The following is a 17,323-nucleotide window of genomic DNA, read 5'->3' on the forward strand; positions in this document are numbered from 1 at the left end:
AAGCGGGGGAAGTGAAACGTTACTCCAGCTCAACCGGGCCGGTAATACGGATCTCTTCGGTGTCCAACCGCTCCTGAATCGAATGCAGCACATTCATGTCGATCACGCCCTCGTTACGCAGGCGCTTGAGCACCTCACGCTGGTGACCAATGATCGCCAGCCGGAGCATCCGCACCTGGCCCTGCAACGTTATGGCCTGCAGCTCCTCGGGGGTGAGATCGGGATTATCCTGCAAAAACCGGCAGGACTCAATGCCGGTATCATGCTGGAAATCCAGTTCGTAGCGAACATACGCCAACGCCTCTGGGCCGACATCATTCTGGGCGGCAAGATCCTCCAGGGCATCATAGGCCTCCTTATTCATGGTACCCACCGCGTTGAGGGTTTCCTGGTGTTCAGTGTCGTCGGCGGGAATCTTCGCCCACCGAATAATCGCCGGCAGAGACAGGCCCTGCACCAGCATCGACACCATGACCACGGCGGCCACCATGAAGATAATGAAGTCCCGGTTCGGCACCAACGTACCCACCGACAACGCCACTGCCAGGGACACGCCACCGCGCAGGCCAGCCATGGTGCTCACCACCCGATCCCGGTAAATCTCGCTCCGCACCTCAGGGTCCCGCATCGCAGCCCGGATTAGCCGGCGTAATTCATGCCGTTCGCGCAGCGGACGCTGCTCCTTTGCCTGCTCGGCCCGGTACTGTTCCTCGGCGCTAGCCTTAATGTCCGACAGCATGGCCGGCCGCATAAACAGGAACCGCACCAACAGGCTGACCAGCCATATTGCTGCCACCATGATGGCCGCGTGTGACTGCGAATAGGCGGCATTATTGTGCGCAACCTCGCTAATGTTCTGCCATGCCTCCGGCAGTTGCACGCCGACCAACACGAAAATCGCACCATTCATGAGGTACGACATGTAGGCCCAAATGGGCAACCCATAGAACCGATTCTGCGGCTTAATGGTGTCCACACCGTAATACGTCAGGTAGAACGCGGAAACCACCACCGCCACCACGCCGGAGCCCTTCATTCCCTCGGAAATCTCGATGGATTCCGAGAGCAGGAAAGCGACAAACGGAATCGTCATCATATAGATCACAAAGTTCATGGGATTGGCGATGCGGGCACGCAGCCGGTTTGCTACCCAGCCCACGGCTAGTCCCACCGCAATGCCGCAGAGGAACGAGAACGCCAGCATACCACCCGCGTGCGACACCGACAGATCCGTGCCGCCCGCAACCTGGATGGCCAGGGCAAACACCACCAGCGTGGTCCCGTCGTTAATGAGCGATTCTGCTTTGAGCACCGTGATGGAACGCTTGGGCAGTTTCCCGTTGAGCGTGGCCACGGCCGTAGCATCCGTCGGGGCCAGGGCCGCACCAATGATCAGCGCGGTACCCCAGTCGATATGGAAGAAGTGGGTGAGCACCCCAGCCATGGCGAATGCCGTCACAATGACCAGCACGGTACCAGAGGTAATGATCGCGCGGAGACTTTTCCGTACCTCCCGCAGCGAGGTGTTGCGCGCCTCCCAAAACAGCATGATCGGCAGGAATATTTCCAAAATCACATATGACGGCAGCCCAACCTCCCGCAGCTCATGCATGGCGGGCAGCAGCGCCAACGCCAGCCCGAGGAAAATAAGCAGGATCGCCGGAGTGACGCGGATCCGGTGGGCAAGCGTGTTACCGAGGAAAATCGCTGCTGCTAAGGCAATAATGATTTCAAGCACGATATATCCTTGTCCGAATAGATACGTTCATAATTCGATATACACGTTACCGCTTGACGACGCCCAAAGGTGAGGCACGCCACCAACACGGAACAACCATGGATGATCATCGGCTTCACGCCGGTTGGGCTAGTACCACTCTTGTGCTGTCTCCTGTTGGCCCTGCCATGGTAAGTCGAGCTGGAGTTTGGTTCGTAGCCGGACCAGTTCATCCCTACTGGATCGAGAAAGTCAAGCTCAGCAAGTGTGCTGCGCCGGGGTGCGTGCTGCGATATTGAACAAGTCAGGTTCCTAACCCAGCTTAAAATCCAGATATCGCAGCACAGTAGTAAGCCGCACCACCATCATGATTGCTCGCAATCGTTACAGCCACCCGGCTGCTTCCAACCATTTTCGGTAATGCTTCTGGCTTTGCCGATCCCGAATCTGGGCAGTGGCGAGCACCATGGCCAGCGGGGCCTTCGGGAACGGTCGTTTCCCCTTACTCAACCGGTGTAGCTGATGCTGCACCTGCACCAAACTCGCATACGAATTAATAGCCTTATCCTTAAACCGGGGTGTGGGCATTGTTGGTGCCGTGGCCTCCCGAACCCGCCACGTGTTCGGCAGCCCCGGGTCCAGCGACAACGCCGTACCCATGCCCACCATATCCACCTCGGTCGCCAACACCCGCTCCGCGGTGGCGCGCCGGGTGATCCCACCGGTCACCATGATCGGCATGGGGGCAACCTTAGCGATCTGCTCCGCGAACGTGAGGAAGTACGCCTCCCGATCCAAGGTTCGCTGATCCTTGGCGACCCCCTGCATGCCCTGCATAGCGGGGCTTTCGTAGGTGCCACCCGACACCTCCACAAGATCCACACCCAGGTCACCCAGCATGCGGACTACTGCTGTGGCGTCGTCAACATCAAAACCGCCGCGCTGAAAATCCGCCGAATTCAGCTTCACCGCTACCGCGGCACTATCCTGCACGGCCGCCCGGATTCGGGTAATGATCTCCCGAAGCAGGCGGCTACGATTCTTCAAGTCGCCGCCCCACCGGTCGGTTCGCCGATTCACCAGCGGGGACAGGAACTGCGACAATAAATAGCCGTGCGCCGCATGCACCTGCACCCCATCGAAACCGCTCTCAATCGCCCGGGTTGCGGTGGTCACAAACATGCCGATGACTTCTTCAATCTGCTCTTCCGTCATGGCGATTGGGGTAGCAAAAATTTTCGAATGGGCACCCATGTTCACGGGGATTGCCGACGGCGCGAGCTTAATGCCAGGCAGGCTGGCTGGTACCTGGCGGCCCGGGTGGTTAATCTGCATCCACACCTTCGTGTCGGTCGTGCCATTTGCGTGGGCGGCTGCGGCCCACTCCTGGAATGGTTCCAGTAGGCTGTCCTCGTTGAGGATAATGCCGTCGCCATTGGTGACGGCCCGGTAATCAACCATGACGTTCCCGGTGATGATGAGCCCCACCCCGCCGCGCGCCCACGTGCGGTACAGGTTGAAAATCCCCTGGCTGGGCAGCATGTTTTCGGTGCCCAACTGTTCCTCCATTGCGGCCTTAGCCAGTCGGTTCGGCAGTGGGCCACCATGCTTGAGAGGCAGCGGTTCGAAGATCGAGGTCATAAACGGTGTCCTTACTATTAGGGGGTGTCGGGTTCAGAATGCCTCGCGGGGTCGCCAGGCGGAGGCACGTTGTTAGCCGATATCGTCGAGCAGGCAGTGGGCGAGGGCTTCGCTGGACGCCGGATTCTGCCCAGTGTACAGGTGGCGATCCTGCACAATGAATGGTCGAAACGGGATGCGCGCCTTGTGGTAATACACGTCGATTTCCGCCAGCCTATCCTCCAAATACCAGGGGATTTTCCTACCGAAGGGGTTCAGCTTCTCCTCCACGGTGGATGCTCCCGTGACCTGGTAGTCGGCGAACGGCGACGGCGCGCGGGGATTGTGCGGATTCTTCGCCGCGAGGATTGCCGCCACACCATGACCCAGCAACGCCAAGGGCTTACCGGATCGCAGGCGCCGGGTAAGCAGACTGCTGGATGTTTCATCGAAAGCCAGATCCACCATGACCCCATGGCCGCCCGGGTAAAACACCAGATCATACTGGGTTTCATCCACCCGATCCAGCGGAATGGGGTGCGTGAGATCCGCCGCGATAGTGTCAAGATAGGCGGTGATTCGCCTGCGGTGACCGGGCATCCCGCCAGCAATGCCGAGACTAAACCTCTCTGCTGTGGGCGCGACACCACCCGGGGTCGCAATATCAATGCTCCAGCCCGCTTCGCTGAAAATACGGTGCGGCATGGCCAGCTCCTCCGCCCAATAGCCGGTAGGGTGGCGAGTGCCGTCGGTCAACTCCCACATTCGCGCGGCAGACACAACGAAAAGCACAGAAGTCATACAACAAAAGTGTAATAAGCATCAGTGCTTTACGCTTTACGACGGGTGGGTGGGCGGAGTGGCTGGGGTGGGGCGTAGCCTAGGCTCTACATAAAATAATGTGTTTTATACCACCATTATTGGGGGATTTCCTGCACATCTTGGTGCACGTGTGCACCACCGTTGACAAACGTGTTAAATCCTTTTATTCTAAAGGCAGCTCATCTACCATGTGTTGAAGGAGTATCCGAGGCCGTTTGTTTGCAAGCGGCCTCCGCTTTGTCAAACTTCCCAAAAGTTATCATGCTCTCTTGCTAACTTTCTTTGTGTATGTTTTTGCGAAACAGAATATGCTGTTATCAATAATGTGTAGTCCGTTCTTTCCTCATATACAACAACGTAGGAAAGATCACTTTTTGCTAAAAGGTATCGTACAGCACCATTCCGAGATGACTTCCACCATTTAATAGGATCTTCTGTGGGATTTGGATAATGATCTTTAAACTCTTCATATGCTTCCCTGATCCAATGAAGTCTGCGGCATCTTTCAAAGTTAATTGTTCGTGTTTCAACTCTTCCATGACCACTGGATATAATATGCCAAAATGTTCGGTGATAATTTCGGACCTCGGGTAGTCGACGAAGAACAACAGGTTTGTTGTTGCTTGGCCATATTAAGTTTGCTTCTACTAGTTGCGCTTTAAAAAGTTGGTAAAGGTTATGGAGGTAATAATCTTGATCAACATCTAAGTCACGAAAATGAGGGGAAAGAATAAAAGGCATATTGTTGTCTTTACCGAGGTTGGGGTTGCCAGACAAATACATTGAACTTCTCTTCACTGGGCAAGGTAGATTTTGTAAGTACGTAACCAGAACGGTCTTTAATCCTGTCAACTAGTGCGAGTTTTGCCTTATTTGTCAGTGTAATTTTTGCCTTGTCTGTATAGTTCATTCGGTTCGCATAGTTGACTGCACCTAAGATTAAATCTGCTAACTGTAGCTGGATTACATGGTGGGATTCAACTATTTGAATTTTCTGTATGATCTTTTTGTCAAAGTCATGGCAACTATTGGCAATGACATCATGAAGTTTTTGGATTTTCGCTCCACCACGAGTATCTTTTTTGTCTAAATATATGTTTGTATGTGCAGAAGGTTTGAGTAATCCTCTGATGAGGTAAAACATCATTTTGTAGTACCAATCATCATGCGTTTGATTAAACTTCTCATGCTGAAGATTGTCTTTTGAGGCGACAACTACTCGGAAACCTAGATCGTCATCATCAAAGAAATAATCAACTAAATCTTTGTAGAACTCTAGTTTCCCATTAGAAACTTTTGTCCACTTGATCTCGAAGTTGTGATCCATCTGGTGCTTTTCTTTAATCTCGAAGAGTCTTTTTGCTATCTCCCTTGTTTTAGATTGTGGGCAAGAGATACCGCCCAATACGAGAAAGGGCATTTTGTCAGCGAGGAGGTGAGTGCTTTCGTCGCAGTAAATGTTAATTGCTTCCATGGTTAGAACATCTTCAATCGGACTAGGTGAATAACTTATTTTAGATGCTAGCACTTATGTGGAATTTCTCCCGCATAGACTGCACTCCACTAAGCTAAATGCGTGCTTGCTGCTATTGCTGAAACACCCGGTCCCATCGACACCGTGGTAATCCGTGATGTCCCCGAACCTGGGGAACTCCGCTCCGGGGAAGTGGTGGTGCGCATGCTGGTCAGCACCTTCAACCCCTCCGATGCAGTGACGGTCTCCGGTGCATATGCGTCCCGCACCACATTCCCCCTTGTCCCAGGTTTTGAAGGCGTTGGCATCATCGACCGCATTGGCCCCGGCGTCCCTACCAGCGCACTTGGCCGACGAGTGCTACCCATCGGTTCACCCGGTGCGTGGCAAGAATACAAACGCATCGACCATTCCTGGTGCATCCCCGTTCCCGACGACATCCCCACCGATGTTGCATGCTTCGCCTACATTAATCCCCTCACTGCATCCCTCATGGTCGAACGCTTCTGCGACGGGATACAGTCTGTGCTTGTCGACGCTGCTACGACCACCATTGCTAGTCACCTGAAAACCCTATTGGAACAGCGGGGCATAGAAACGGTGACGGTGAGGCGGACGTGGGGAACGGTGGGCGTCGATAAGCAATTCGATGTTGCTTTCGACTGTGTTGGTGGGGAGATGGGTCGTAGGGTGGCGAAGGCGGTCAAACCCGATGGTGTGGTTGTGCACTATGGTTTGTTGTCGGGTGAGCCGTTGGGGGAGACTAAGCGGCGGGTTGAGATGTTTCGGCTGCGCGATGTGGTGCATGCGTGTCCGCGTTCGGAGTTGCCGGAACTATTTGCGGACGTATTTTCACAGCTACGGGCGGGGCGGTTGCGTAGTCGGGTAGTGAAGGAAGTTGATTTACGGGATGTGCTGGCGGCGTTGCAGGAGTATCAGCCGCGGGAGGGAAAATTGCTCATTAGGATTGGGCATTAAAGGAGGGTATTCATGGCGGCAGAACTGTTTCCGGTTGGGGAATTTTTGGTAGAGGAACTTGCAGCTCGTGGCTTGGTCTCTACGATGATTATTTAGCGTGGCAGGGGACTCAAAGTGCGAATGAATAGTGCGTATCATTCATGACTGCTCTTGTTTGTTTACTACGCTTGTAAAGTGCAGAGCCACTGATGAGCAGGGGATAGTTGTGTATTTGATGGGCTAGATCGAGGGTTGCGATCGTGCTTATCAATGGGTGATTGTCAAAAGGAAGCGCATGCTAGGAACCATATGGTTGCCGCCTATTTCTCGTGACTATGGTGCAGGGCCTTGGAGCAGCAAACGGTAACAATCACGCTTTGCAACATGACGAGAATATAGATTGGCAGTATTATCAGAGGTATAGTTTTCGTGACAAAGAGGATGATGCCACACACTACAGTGCTAATGCTCATCCAAATGATAAAGAATTTCATGGCAGAGCGACTGTTTAAGGCCATGACGGCTATGATTCCCCACAACACAATGGCAATGAAAACCGATAACAAAAATACTATGCCGGAGAATCTTCCATAAGCGGGGTGCCATATCGTGTCTTGGTCACCAAAATCGCTGGGAGCCCACACAGCATTGGCGACAACGGCAAATAGGTACCAGGAAAGACGGTAAAGTTGTGGCATTCGATCAGGATTGCGTTTCTTGAGGTATGTGAGGAAGCAGGTCATTATTGTGCTCTGAATGATGATAATGATGAGCATATAGGGGATAGCCATGATGAAAAATAATCCCAGCCAGCCATCAAGTCCTGAGCCAAGTCGGAATATGAATCCCAGAGAAACTGCTAGGACACTACCACCAGTCCACAGGAGAAAATACTTCAGGCTGTTTATGATGCCCTGTTTGTGTTGATGTAGTGGGTTGTCATGATTTGTGCGTGAGGTCATGGTTTTACTGGCTTCCTATGAGGGCAGCTATGGCGATCCATAATCCGATGGTGCTGAGGGTGGATATTTGAGTAGCAAGGTGTGAGGACTTATGTGGAGGATTGCGTGAACCACTACTTGAAAAATCGGAGGTAGTGATGCAGAAAATAACACTGATTGCAACAGCGAAGAGAACCCAGGAGAGGATGCGAATTTGCATCATCTGGCCAGGGTTTGGTCGGTGCATGTTGGCGAAGAAATAGGTCATGGCTAGGCTCTGGAGAATAACGCCAGCAAAGAAAGGGGAGCGTAGGAAATAATTAATGATGTGAGTGATGCGGATGGCAACCTCGTTAATTTTGGGGGTTTGGTTGCTGTGACTGATAATGCCAGCGAGAAGAATCCCCAGGATAAGCGCTAATATGCTCATTCCAGTCCACTGGAGAAAAAATTGCAGATTAGCATCCATGACGTTCCCGCCTCCGTTTCCTATGAGGGCGGCTATGGTGGCCCACAACCCGATGGTGATGAAGACGGATAACTTGAACATCAGAATTGAAAGGTTGCCCGAATCAATGCCGAGTGACTTGCCGATAGTTTCATAAAATGGATTCCACACCACTCCCTGATCGGTCCCATCCTCTAACGCCCACAAAGCATGGATTACGGCAATAACGAGAATCCATGAGAATGCGTAGATTTGTGATATCTGGTCGGGGCCTGGTTGGTAGGTGACGAACAGATAAGTCATGGCCAAGCCTTGAATAACAAGACCAGCGAAAATTTCTGAGCTGGCGAATATGATAGAAAAGAATCCCCATCCGCTTATGCCAGAGATGGTTCGGAGATAGAATCCCGCGGTAAACGCTAGGATACTGGCACAGGTCCAATATAAGAAGAACTTCATGCCAGTGTTGACGTTTTTATCTAGCAGAAAATATCCCAGGAGTAATGCTATGCAGGACCCACCACCAACACAGTGGAAAAATATGGTAGGTATATCATAATCGTAGGTTTTGCGTTTTGTTCCCATACAATTCTCCTTAGCTTCGTAAATTTATTGTTTGACCATGATGATGGCTATAGCGATCCATACCCCTATGGCACCGAAGGCGGATAGCACGGTAATGAGCTTTGTGAATTTCGTAGAATCAATGCCGAATGATTGGCCGATAAGGCTATAAGGTGAGTCCCTGCGGTCGCCTCGTATCCAGAAGATATGAATGACAGTGGCAAAGAGAACCCATGAGAGAATATGGATCTGTGTCATTCGGTCGGGGTTTGGCTGGTGGATGGCAAATAGGTAGGTCAGAGCCAAGCTTTGAATGATAGCGGCAATATAAATAGGAATGTATTTTATATTGTTGGAATCCTTCTTGTTTGTGAAAATAGAAGTAGATTGAAGGAAATATCCAACAAGAACTGCCAAAATACTGATGCAGGCCCAGCGTAGGAAGAACTTAACAGTGGTGTCCACGTCATCTTTAAGCATGAAGTATGCTGGGAAAACTGCTAAAGGAATCAAAGGATAAATGAGCCGGATAAAGACAGTGATTAGTAAGGTAATCAGCTCGTAAAAGTCATCTCGCTTCTCCATGATGCTTCTGCCTTCATTGCTTTGCCATGAGGACTGCTATGGCGATCCATAGGCCAATGGTGCTAAGAGTTGAGATGATGGCGATTGGACGTGGAAATTTATGTGGTCGATTGTCTGTGTTCAAATCTTCAGATAAAAATTTGTAGGTGGCGCCGTAAAACATACTGGTTGCGGTTGCAAAAAGGATCCAGGAAAGAATATGGATTTGTGACATTTGGTCAGGGTCTGGGTGGTGCATGTTAGCGAAAAGATAGGTCATGGCCAGACCTTGAATGATGAAAACCGCAAAGAAGGGGGTGGACAAGGGGTAGATTGCGCAAACAAGAATACCCATGACGGCATCGGTGGGTTTGAAGGTGCGTTTACGGATATGGCTGACAATGTTGACAAGGCCGATACTCGTGATGAGCGTTAGCATGCTCATTCCGGTCCATTGGAAAAAGAATTTGGTGTTGGCATCCATGGTGTTCCCGTTTCCCTTTCCTACGAGAAAGAGAGCTATGGTGATCCATAGGGCAATGGTGCTGAGGGCGGATAAAATGAGTACCAGGGCTGAAAACTCACTTACGTCGGTACCAAAAAATTTACTAATAGGACCATAGAGTGGGTGCGTACTTTTGTCGTTGTCATTGCTCTCGCTCAATGCCCAAATGGTATGGATTACAGCTAGGACGAGGACCCATGAGAGCGTGTAGATCCGTGACATCTGGTCAGGACTTGGTCGGTAAGTGGTGAAAAGATAGGTTATGAACAGGCTTTGAACGATAATGATGACCAAAATGAGCGGGGTAGCTACCATATAAACGAAGGTCACAACTCCACCAAGACCAGAAATAATTCGAAAATATATTCCTACAATAACTGTCAGAATTCCGACGCAAGTCCAGCATAAGAAGAACCTGGTGCCAGTGTTTATAATTTTATCTAGCAGGAAATATCCCAAGAGTAGTGCTATGAAGGACCCGACACCAACATAGTGGAAGAACTTGTTGATCTCACTGAAATGATAAGATTTATGTTTTTTATTCATGATGATGTTGTTCCTACCTTCATAACATTTATTGCCTGACCATGAGGGTCGCTATGGTGATCCATAGGATGCTTGCCCCAAAAGCTGATAGTGGCATGACGAGTTTTGACAATTGTGCGAAATTAATACCAATTGATCGGCTAATGGCTTCATAGGGCGTATTTTTGAAGTCGCAGCCCCATACCCAGAGAGTGTGGATAATGGTGGCGAAGAGGATCCACGAGAGCATGTAGATCTGTGACATTTGGTCGGGGCCTGGTTGGTAGGTTGCGAACAGGTAGGTCATGATGAGACTTTGGCCGATGGCGCCAACGAAGACAACCAGGATGTGTTTTTCGGCAGGGAAATCATTATTACCCATTAAACTAGCAATGAACTGGAGTAAAACTCCGATAGTAACTGTCAAAATACTGGCACAGGTCCAGCGGAGAAAGAAATCAGTAGTGGCGTTCACGCTGTTTTTGAACATGAAGTACGCTAAGAAAAACGCTAAAGGACTCAAAATACAGATCAGCAAAACGAATAAAATGATTACACCGCGGATTATGTTGATAATTGATTTCGGGGAAAGTTTTTGCTTCTCCATGATGCTCCTTGCTTTGCCATGAGGGCGGCTATGACGGTCTACGGTCTTATGCTGATGATGGCAACCCAAACCACCCACTCTTACGCGGACTCGAACCGCTGCCGACCATCATCTTTTCGAAAAATACACTCTCCATATACCTATTCTACAGCAATGAAATAGCTGGTCAGATCAATTTTTTGCATGTCTGTTGTCGGAAGGGTGATATCTGAAGTCTCTGGTGAGTACACTAGGTTGATGAATAAGAATAATCCGCCGCTCACCCTTGACCAGCTACGCGATGGTCAGCGGGTCCGCGGCATTGTTCCAAACCAGACGGTCACTATCAAACATGTGGATCGACTCGATGATGTTACCGCCGAGGTAATTTACTGTGATGAGGCTGGGCATTACTCGCCGGTTATCCTCACCCCGGATCGCCTCGCCAGAGTGGAAATCGTTACCGAATCGGGCGATATACCTGCTTTCGACGGTAACGCCGACGATTTCCGGCTCGTCGCCGAGGCACTGCGCATCACCTATGCGGCCCGTCATGATCCCATGGTTGCCGTTAATAGTTCCGACGTCGACCCGCTGCCGCACCAGATTCGGGCCGTGTATGAGGAGCTGCTGCCTAGAGTTCCCCTGCGGTTTTTGCTTGCCGACGACCCCGGCGCAGGAAAAACCATTATGGCCGGCCTCTATCTGAAGGAACTTATTCTGCGCTCCAGTTGTGAGCGTGCCATCATTGTGGTGCCTGGTGGCCTAGTGGAGCAGTGGCGGGATGAGCTCGCCCAAAAATTCGACCTCCACTTTGAGGTTTTCAATGCTACCAGTGACGATTCCACCGGCAAGAACCCCTTTGAAGCGCATCCCTACCTCATCGTGCGTATGGACCAGATTGCGCGCAATGATCGCCTGATGCGGTTGCTGGAGCAAGTGAAGTGGGATGTCGCTATCGTGGATGAGGCGCACCGCATGGCCGCCCACTATTCCCTGTGGGCCGGGGAAATCAACGCTACCAAACGGTTCAAGCTGGGGCAGTTACTGTCGGAAACTGCCCATAACTTTCTGCTCATGACCGCCACCCCACATTCCGGGAAGGAGGAAGACTTCCAATCGTTCATGTCCCTGTTGGACAGAGACCGATTCGAGGGCCAATACCGGCAGGGCATTCACCGGACGGACACCAAGGGCCTCATGCGTCGCATGGTGAAAGAAGACCTGCTCACGCTCGATGGCCGGCCCCTGTTTCCCGAGCGGCGGGCCTACACCGTTCCCTACGAGTTGAGTCGTGCCGAGCGCGATCTATACGAGCAGGTGTCCGATTATGTGCGCGATGAAATGGGCAAAGCTGACGCCATTCAGGATGGGAAGCGTCGCAACAATGTGGGGTTCGCGCTGATGGTGCTGCAACGGAGGTTGGCGTCGTCCCCGGAGGCGATTTTGCGGTCGTTAGAGCGTCGTAAAGCAAAACTGCGACGAAGCCAGAGAGAATATGATGCCCCTAATGACTACGACAGCGCCGTGTCGGAAACTAATTGGGCGGAGCTGGAACAGCAGGTCGACGAGGTGGTGGATCGTGCGACCGCGGCCCAAGACCAGGTGCAGCTCACGCACGAAATCGCCGTGCTGGACGGGCTCATTGCGACGGCCCGGCGGGTGCGCAACCAGGACGAGGACCGGAAGTGGGTGGAGCTACGCAAAATCCTGGAAAGCAAGGTGCTGACCGGCACGAATGGGGAAAACCGCAAGATCATTATCTTTACTGAACACCGCGATACCCTCACCTACCTGGAGGATAAAATCACCACCCAACTGGGCAGCACCGACGCCGTTGTCACTATTCATGGGGGCACGCCGCGGCATCTTCGCCAGGCCATCCGCGAACAGTTCGCACACGACCCGCGCACCCTCGTGCTGCTTGCTACCGACGCCGCCGGCGAGGGGCTCAACCTGCAGCGCGCCCACCTCATGGTCAACTACGACCTGCCCTGGAACCCCAATCGCATCGAACAAAGATTCGGCCGTATTCACCGCATTGGTCAACGCGAGGTCTGCCACCTCTGGAACCTGGTCGCCCACAACACCCGCGAAGGTGACGTGTTTAACCGACTGCTCGAAAAAATCGAGGTCATGTCCGAAGCCTACAACGGCAACCTATTCAACGTGCTGGGTGACACGGATTCCTTCGATGGTCGCCCCCTCAAAGACCTGCTTATCGAGGCTATTCGCTACGGCGACCAGCCAGAAACCAGGCAGTGGCTCGATAAAGTCATCGACGCCAGCGTCTCCAAAGGGCTTGATGAACTCCGCGCCAAACGCGCCCTCAGCGAAGACATATTCAGTAGCCGCGAACTCGACCAAGTGCGAAACACCATGCGGGACGCTGAGGAACGCAAACTTCAACCCGGATTCATCCGCTCCTTCTTTATTCCCGCATTCAAACGTTTACGCGGATTGATTGATAAACGAGAATCCGGTTGCTACAAGGTCACGTATGTGCCGCCACTGCTTCGGGACATTGCCAGCCGCCAGTACGAGTGCGTCACCTTCGATGTCGATTACAAGCACCCCGCCGGTACCCACCACGATGCCGCCCTCATCGCGCCGGGACACCCGCTGCTCGACGCGGTACTGGTCCGCACTACCGAAGACCTGAAACCAACCCTGGCCCAGGGCACCATTTTCGTGGACCGGAGCAGTAAACAACTCGCCACTCCGGCGCTGCTCTACATTGTGGAACAGCGCATCACCGCAGGTGGGGACAAGGACACGCTCTACCATCATTTCGACTACCTGCTGGTCCCTCAAGACGGCGACACCAATGTGAATGTCCCAAATAATGGGGGCGTTACCGTGACCACGACACCGCCGTTCCTCGACTACGACACCCCCAAGGAGGAAGAACGCGCCATCATCCAGAACCTCATGCGCGACCCTATGCTCCGATCCTGGCTGCGCAAGGATCACGGCAGGACCGTGACATTGTGGGCGACCAGGGAAGGAATACAGCCGCGCATGAAAGAACTGGAGCAGCAACGCCGCCGCGAAACCCAGCGGGTGTGGGACCAAGTAGAAAATCGGCTGACCACCGAAATTAACTATTGGGAACGAATGATCAGCGAGCTGCGGTACCAGGAGCGAAACGGGCACGCGAACCAACGCCTCGGATCCAAGGACGCGGCAGCCAAGGTGGCTGACCTGGAGCAGCGACTCGAACTGCGGAAACGCGAGAAAGAACAGGCGTCATGGTTGAATGCGGGAACACCCCTGATTCGCGGTGTGGCCCTGGTGATTCCTGGCCACCTCATTGACGCACACTCGGCGCCCAACGCGAAGAAGCAGGCGGCAACGTTCGCTAAGGAAACCCAGGAGGTGGAGCGCCGGGCCGTGGAAGCCGCCCTTGCTGCCGAGCGGGCCCTGGGTCGGGTGCCGGAGGAAATGCCGCGCAATAATCCCGGCTTCGACATTCGCTCCACCGACCCTGCCGACCCGCTTGCCCACCGGTACTACCTGGAGGTCAAGGGTCGCATCGCAGGATCGAACACGTTTACGATCACTAATTCGGAGATTAATTTCGCCCAAAACCATAAGGACACCCACCGCCTGGTGTTAGTGTCCGTACACCCCGATGGGCCCGAGTTTGATGAGGTGCGCTATGTCATGCATGCGTTCGATGACATGGAGGCGTCCATGAGCACGCATTCCCGCAACGAGAAATGGTCCCACTATTGGGGGCAGGGTGGTGCACCAGTATAGTTATTGTTCAGCCACCTGATGATCCCTAAGGAAGACCGACATGACCACCGTGAAGAAGAAACTGATCGAGACGTCACTACCGCTCGAAGCCATTAATGCGGCATCCGCGCGCGAGAAATCCATCCGCCACGGCCACCCCTCTACGCTGCATTTATATTGGTCCCGCAAGCCCTTAGCCACAGCGCGGGCCGTGCTTTTCGCCCAGCTTGTCGACGACCCGGCGTCGCGGCCCGGCGAGTTTCCCACGGTGGAATCCCAGGATGCGGAACGCGCCCGCCTGCATGCTCTTATGGAAAAACTTATCATTTGGGAAAACAGTAATGACGAGAAGCTCCTGGAGCAGGCCCGGGAGGAGATACGCAAGAGTAATGACGGGAAATTGCCTGCGGTTGTGGACCCGTTTGCGGGTGGCGGCTCGATTCCCCTAGAGGCACAACGTTTGGGATTGGAGTCGCACGCCAGCGACCTGAACCCATTGGCGGTGCTGATCAATAAGGCGCTCATTGAGATTCCCCCGAAGTTCGCCGGTTGGTCACCGGTGTTCCCCGGGGTTGCGGAGGAACAATCATCATGGCTGCGTGCCGAGGGGCTGGCCGCTGACGTGCAACACTACGGTCAGTGGCTGCGGGACGAAGCAGAGAAACGTATCGGCCACCTATACCCGAAGGTCACGGCCCCCGGCGGCACAGAGCATACCGTGATTGCTTGGAAGTGGGCCCGAACCGTCATCAGCCCCAACCCCGCCAACCCGATCGAAACACCATTGGTGAACTCCTGGTGGTTGAGCAAGAAGAAGGGCAAGGAAGCCTGGGTGAAGGCCACCGTCGTTGACGGGCAAGTACAGTACGAAGTGCAGCATAATGCGGATGGGCCGAAGAAGGACGAGGATGGGACTATTAAGCATGGTAAAGGTGCTTGGACGGTGGGGGATGGGACGCCTTTCAGCTACGATTATGTGCGCGAATCAGGGAAGAGAGGCGAGATTGGTGCGCACCTCATTGGTATTGTTGCTGAGGGAAACCCAGGTCGGTTATATCTTTCACCCACACCAGAACACATACAGGCTGCCAAAGTTGATGCCGGAGATGCCGGCATTATCGGTGAAATTGCCGCTAATCCTCGATGGTTCTCGCCACCCGCATACGGAATGCGGGAATTTTCCGACCTCTTTACTAACCGCCAACTTGTGGCTCTCACCACCTTGAGCGAACTGGTTTCTGAGGCGCGCGGTAAGATTCTTGAAGATGCATTAGCTGCAGATATTCCTGCAGGCGAACGACTGGAAGACGGGGGCGTGGGGGCTGAGGCGTATGCTGATGCAGTAGCGACGTATTTGGCATTTGCGCTCGATAAATTGGCTGATTTGAATAATTCATTAGTGGGATGGGAGCCTAAAGCTCAGTGTCCTCGCCATCTATTTGGAAGACAATCCATTCCTATGGTTTGGGATTATGCAGAAGCTAACCCTCTATCAAAATCATCTGGTTCTTTCATTACGATTATTCAAGGAATTTCAAAAGCAATGAAAGCTCCGTTTTTTGGTGTTTCTAGTAGTACGAGTAATAGTGTTTCCCCGGGAAATGCGATGGCTCGCGAGTATAAGGATTTGATTGTTTCAACTGATCCTCCTTACTATGACAATATCGGATATGCAGATCTGTCTGATTTCTTCTATGTTTGGCTTCGGAAATCATTGCGCACGATTTATCCTTCCGTGGTGGGGACCATGCTCACGCCCAAGGCCGATGAGTTGGTGGCTAACCCGTATCGGCATGATGGTAAACAAGGTGCGGAAAAATTCTTCGTCGAAGGCTTCAACTCTGTATTTCGCCGCATTCGGGAAGGCGAAGCTAACCCCGATGTGCCCATGACCGTGTACTACGCTTACAAGCAACAAGATCGTGGTAAAGATGGTACCTCATCCACCGGCTGGCATACCTTGCTAGATGGACTTATCCAATCAGGGTGGGAAATCACCGCCACTTGGCCCATGCGTAGCGAAGCAAAAAACCGATTATTGGCACATGGCACCAACGCTCTCGCGTCCTCTATCCTTCTGGCCTGCCGGCCTCGCCCTGCTGATGCTCGGGCCGTGGCGCGCCGGGCCTTCGTGGCGGCACTCAAATCCGAGCTCCCCGAGGCATTGCGCACTCTCATGCAGGGCGCCATCGCCCCCGTGGATTTGGCCCAAGCTGCCATTGGGCCAGGGATTTCCGTGTTCTCCCGGTACGCCAAAGTGCGGGAAGCTGACGGGTCGGACATGAGCGTCAGGGGTGCGCTACAACTCATCAACGCCACCCTCGACGAGGTATTGGGTGAGCAGGAATCCGACCTGGATTCAGACACCCGGTTCGCGGTGCGGTGGTATCGCCAATACGGGTGGGCGGCTGACAGCTCCGGCATCGCCGACCAGCTGGCCCGCAGCTCCGACACCTCCCTTGCCGAACTGCAACGCGGTGGCATTTTCGAAGCCAAGGGTGGTAAGGCCCGGCTGCTGTCGCCAACCCAATTGAACGAGGCGTGGGATCCCGCCGCGGACGAGCAGGTGAGCGTGTGGGAAGCCACCGTGCGGCTGGCCGCGGTGCTGGCGAAAGACGGCGTGGACAAGGTCGCGGAACTCCTGCCCGCGGTGGGGGAGAAGGTGAGCCTGGACGCGGTGAAAGAACTCGGCTTCCTGCTGTTCCACGAGGCGGAGAAAAACAAAGACACCGACGACGCCATCCTGTTCAACGGCCTGGTGAGTTCCTGGGGTGACCTCAACGAGCAGGCTCGTCAGATTGTGGCACATCCGAAAGCCCACCAAGAAGCCCTCACATTCGAAGAAGACTAGGACACAAT

The 17,323-nt window shown here is 53.3% G+C and carries 13 protein-coding genes; 3 read left to right on the plus strand and 10 right to left on the minus strand.

Annotation, left to right across the window (positions count from 1 at the left end; translation table 11 throughout):
- Positions 1-19 precede the first annotated feature (19 nt).
- The 5 genes from HBA49_RS02110 to HBA49_RS02130 all read right to left on the minus strand — a co-directional run bounded on the left by HBA49_RS02110 (position 20) and on the right by HBA49_RS02130 (position 5,633).
- Entirely contained in the window at positions 20-1,738 is a 1,719-nt protein-coding gene (locus tag HBA49_RS02110; protein ID WP_005526396.1) for a cation:proton antiporter, read from the minus strand.
- A gap of 363 nt (positions 1,739-2,101) precedes the next feature.
- A complete protein-coding gene (locus tag HBA49_RS02115; protein WP_005526495.1) occupies positions 2,102-3,358 on the minus strand; it encodes an NADH:flavin oxidoreductase/NADH oxidase family protein in 1,257 nt (418 codons plus the stop codon).
- 72 nt (positions 3,359-3,430) lie between these two features.
- Positions 3,431-4,138, minus strand: a complete 708-nt coding sequence (locus HBA49_RS02120; RefSeq protein WP_040431994.1) for a type 1 glutamine amidotransferase domain-containing protein — start codon at positions 4,136-4,138, stop codon at positions 3,431-3,433.
- 261 nt (positions 4,139-4,399) lie between these two features.
- The gene (locus HBA49_RS02125) at positions 4,400-4,900 is read right to left on the minus strand and encodes a hypothetical protein (protein ID WP_005520652.1); all 501 of its coding nucleotides are present in this window, start codon (positions 4,898-4,900) and stop codon (positions 4,400-4,402) included.
- Between the two features lie 10 nt (positions 4,901-4,910).
- A complete protein-coding gene (locus HBA49_RS02130) occupies positions 4,911-5,633 on the minus strand; it encodes a DUF3800 domain-containing protein (protein WP_005520653.1) in 723 nt (240 codons plus the stop codon).
- Between the two features lie 102 nt (positions 5,634-5,735).
- Between HBA49_RS02130 and HBA49_RS02135 the strand changes: the two genes are divergently transcribed.
- On the plus strand, positions 5,736-6,611 hold the full coding sequence (locus HBA49_RS02135) for a zinc-dependent alcohol dehydrogenase family protein (protein WP_005526090.1): 876 nt from the start codon (positions 5,736-5,738) through the stop codon (positions 6,609-6,611).
- Between the two features lie 299 nt (positions 6,612-6,910).
- Here HBA49_RS02135 and HBA49_RS02140 read toward each other — a convergent pair whose 3' ends face one another.
- Genes HBA49_RS02140 through HBA49_RS02160 form a run of 5 tightly spaced genes read right to left on the minus strand, consistent with a single transcriptional unit; the run spans position 6,911 to position 10,744 of the window.
- Positions 6,911-7,552 (minus strand): hypothetical protein, encoded by a 642-nt coding sequence (locus HBA49_RS02140; protein ID WP_005525918.1) that lies wholly within the window; start codon positions 7,550-7,552, stop codon positions 6,911-6,913.
- A 4-nt stretch (positions 7,553-7,556) separates the two neighbouring features.
- Entirely contained in the window at positions 7,557-8,564 is a 1,008-nt protein-coding gene (locus HBA49_RS02145) for a hypothetical protein (protein WP_005526127.1), read from the minus strand.
- 24 nt (positions 8,565-8,588) lie between these two features.
- Positions 8,589-9,128, minus strand: coding sequence for a hypothetical protein (locus tag HBA49_RS02150; RefSeq protein ID WP_005526319.1), 540 nt, complete (start codon positions 9,126-9,128; stop codon positions 8,589-8,591).
- 13 nt (positions 9,129-9,141) lie between these two features.
- The gene (locus HBA49_RS02155; RefSeq protein WP_005526037.1) at positions 9,142-10,158 is read right to left on the minus strand and encodes a hypothetical protein; all 1,017 of its coding nucleotides are present in this window, start codon (positions 10,156-10,158) and stop codon (positions 9,142-9,144) included.
- Between the two features lie 28 nt (positions 10,159-10,186).
- Positions 10,187-10,744, minus strand: a complete 558-nt coding sequence (locus HBA49_RS02160) for a hypothetical protein (protein WP_050773711.1) — start codon at positions 10,742-10,744, stop codon at positions 10,187-10,189.
- A 237-nt stretch (positions 10,745-10,981) separates the two neighbouring features.
- Here HBA49_RS02160 and HBA49_RS02165 point away from each other — a divergent pair, with 237 nt between their 5' ends.
- Both HBA49_RS02165 and HBA49_RS02170 read left to right on the plus strand, forming a co-directional pair.
- Entirely contained in the window at positions 10,982-14,485 is a 3,504-nt protein-coding gene (locus HBA49_RS02165) for a helicase-related protein (protein ID WP_040431991.1), read from the plus strand.
- Between the two features lie 40 nt (positions 14,486-14,525).
- Positions 14,526-17,315, plus strand: a complete 2,790-nt coding sequence (locus tag HBA49_RS02170; RefSeq protein WP_005526568.1) for a DUF1156 domain-containing protein — start codon at positions 14,526-14,528, stop codon at positions 17,313-17,315.
- The last annotated feature ends 8 nt before the right edge of the window (positions 17,316-17,323 follow it).

This window comes from Corynebacterium matruchotii (genome assembly GCF_011612265.2).
Taxonomy (GTDB): domain Bacteria; phylum Actinomycetota; class Actinomycetes; order Mycobacteriales; family Mycobacteriaceae; genus Corynebacterium; species Corynebacterium matruchotii.